Genomic DNA, 2,658 nt, shown 5'->3' on the forward strand with positions numbered 1-2,658 from the left:
CGGGCCCGGCGTTCGACGGCGGCGGGATCGTCGGGTCCCAGCGAGCGTAGGAACGCCACCGCCAGGCCCGCGATCACGTCGGACTGCCCGGCCAGTTCGCCACCGACCGGCGGGCGGGTGGTGGCGAACCAGGATGCCAGCGCGGGGCTTTCGCGAACCATCCCCAGTGTGACGAGGATGCTCGCGACCAGCCGTTCGCCGGGGTCCTCGATGCCGCCGGTGCGCGCGACGATTTCGCGGCCCAGCCGGTGGGTTTCGCGGTGGATGTAGGCGGTTCGCAAGGCCTCGCGATTCTCGAAGTAGCGATACAGCGTGGCCCGGGAACAGCCTGCGGCGCTGGCGATTTCGTTCATACCGATCGAATCCGAATCACGCTGCGTGTAGAGCTGCTCGGCCGCGTCGAGGATCCGGTCGGCCGCCGCTTCGGTCCGGTGCGTGCCCAGCCAGTCGGACATCAGGATTTAACTCGAATCGGCACCGACAGGGGACGGCGGACGTAACTGCCGCCGGCCCAGATGACGCCGGATTCGTCCAGGTCGAAGTCGGGGCAGCGGGCCAGCAGCTCGGTCAGTGCAACCCGGGATTGCATCCGGGCGGCGGCGGCGCCCAGGCAGTGGTGGGCGCCGTGGCTGAACGTCAGGATGTTGCGCGGGGACCGGGTCACGTCGAGTTCGCCTGCGTCCGAACCGTACTGGCGTTCATCGCGGTTGGCCGAACCGTAGAGCAGCAACACCCGGCGCCCGGCCGGGATGGTGGTTTCTTCGACGGTCACGTCGCGGGTGACTGTGCGGGCCAGTCCCTGCACGGGGGATGTCATCCGCAGCAATTCCTCGACCGCGTCGGGAATGCGCTCCGGGTTGTCCACCAGCAGCTGACGTTGGTCGGGTCGTTCGTTTAGCAGCGGCATCGAGCCGCCGAGCATGCCGGTGACGGTGTCGTTGCCGCCGGTGACCATGGTGAACGTGAACGCCAGGATCGACAGCGTGCCGGCGATGTCGCCGTCGGCGCCGACCCCTGCGGCCACCAGGTGAGAGATGGTGTCGTCCTCGGGTTCGGTCCGGCGCCGTGCGATCAGCTCGGTGAAGTACGCCATCATCGACCCGACCGCGTCGCCGACGGTTTCCAGCGCACCGGCGACGCCACCTTCGGCGGTGTTGGCCGCGACGATCGCCTGGGTCCAGCCGTCAAACTGGGCCCAGTCTTCTTCCGGCACACCGAGATAGTGGGCGACCACCATCGACGGCAGCGGTTTGAACAGCTCCGCGACGATGTCGCCGCCGCCGGCCGAGCGCAACCCTTCGATGCGCTCAACGACGAACTCGCGGACCTTGGGCTCCACCGCCTCGACCTGCCGCGGCGTGAAGCCGCGCGAGACCAGCTTGCGGAATTGGGTGTGCACCGGAGGATCCTGCATCACGAACGGCGGATTGTCCTGCAGCCCAATCATTTCCAGGTCGCCGTAGTTGACGGTCAACCCCTGTGCGGAGGAATAGGTCTCGTGGTCGCGTGCCGCGGCCCACACGTCCGCGTGCCGGGAGAGCACGTAGTAGTCATCCTCGGGATGATCCGCCGGAACGACGTGGTGCACCGGATCGTGATCTCGCAGGGCACGGTACATCGGCCACGGGTTGGACCACGTGTCGGCGGTGGCCAGCTGAAACTTGACCGGTGCGTCGTGAGACATAACGGCAGCCATGTCTCATTCGTACGACAGTGGAAGCGATATGTCAACCTTGACGGGCACCGACTCCCCGGCCAGCCGGGCGCTCGGCACCGACTCCCCGGCCAGCCGGGCGGTCGGCCGCCAAACTAGATCGCCGAGCCCGGGTTCAAGATGCCCAACGGATCCAGCGCCTGCTTGATTCGCCGGTTGAGGTCCATCACCTCGGGGCCCAGATAGCCGGCCAGCCAGGGCCGCTTCAACCGGCCGACGCCGTGTTCCCCGGTGATGGTGCCGCCCAGTCCGACTGCCAGGTCCATGATCTCGCCGAACGCCAGGTGGGCGCGTTCGGTCATGTCGGCATCGGCGGGGTCGTAGACGATCAGCGGGTGGGTGTTCCCGTCGCCGGCGTGCGCGATCACCGAGATCATCAGGTCGCGTTCGGCGGCGATGCGCGCGATCCCGGTCACCAGCTTGCCCAGCGCCGGAAGCGGCACCCCGACATCCTCGAGCAGCAATGACCCCTTGGCCTCGACGGCCGGGATGCAAAACCGCCGAGCGACGACGAACGCCTCCCCCTCGTCGGGATCGTCGGTCGAAAACACCTCCGTCGCAGCGTGTTCCGCGAAAACCTCGGCCATGATTTCGGCGTCTTCGCTACCGGCGCGGCCGCGCTCATCCGACCCGGCAACCAGCATCGCGGCCGCCCCGCGGTCCAGATCCATGCGCAGGCTGTCCTCGACGGCGTTGATCGCCACCGAGTCCATGAACTCCAGCATCGAGGGGCGAAGCCGCGCGGTGACGCCGAGCACCGCCTCGACCGCGTCCTCGATGGTCGCGAAGCTGGCCACCACAATGCTGGAGGCATTCTGCTTGGGCACCAGCCGCAGCGTCACTTCCGTGACGACGCCCAGCGTGCCCTCGCTACCGACGAACAGTTTGGTCAACGAAAGCCCCGCGACATCCTTGAGGCGCGGGCCGCCGAGCCGCACCGCGGT

Annotated in this window: 3 protein-coding genes; all 3 read right to left on the minus strand. The window is 67.9% G+C overall.

The features are described 5' to 3' along the window. A partial coding sequence (locus tag A5652_RS14645) for a TetR/AcrR family transcriptional regulator (RefSeq protein ID WP_067352469.1) occupies positions 1-455 on the minus strand: 455 nt, incomplete at its 3' end. Further along, positions 455-1,696 carry a cytochrome P450 gene (locus A5652_RS14650; RefSeq protein ID WP_197513960.1) on the minus strand — a complete coding sequence of 414 codons (1,242 nt, stop codon included), beginning with the start codon at positions 1,694-1,696 and terminating at the stop codon, positions 455-457. The genes A5652_RS14650 and A5652_RS14645, both read right to left, overlap by 1 nt. Before the next feature lie 113 nt (positions 1,697-1,809). After that, the coding region (locus A5652_RS14655) for an FAD-binding oxidoreductase (protein WP_304441775.1) at positions 1,810-2,658 on the minus strand (849 nt) is incomplete at its 5' end.

The organism is Mycobacterium sp. 1165178.9 (assembly GCF_001673555.1).
Classification (GTDB): domain Bacteria; phylum Actinomycetota; class Actinomycetes; order Mycobacteriales; family Mycobacteriaceae; genus Mycobacterium.

Bases quoted from the DNA above. Each gene is read 5' to 3' on its own strand.
- A5652_RS14650 (WP_197513960.1), bottom strand. From the start codon at position 1,696: ATGGCTGCCGTTATGTCTCACGACGCACCGGTCAAGTTTCAGCTGGCC.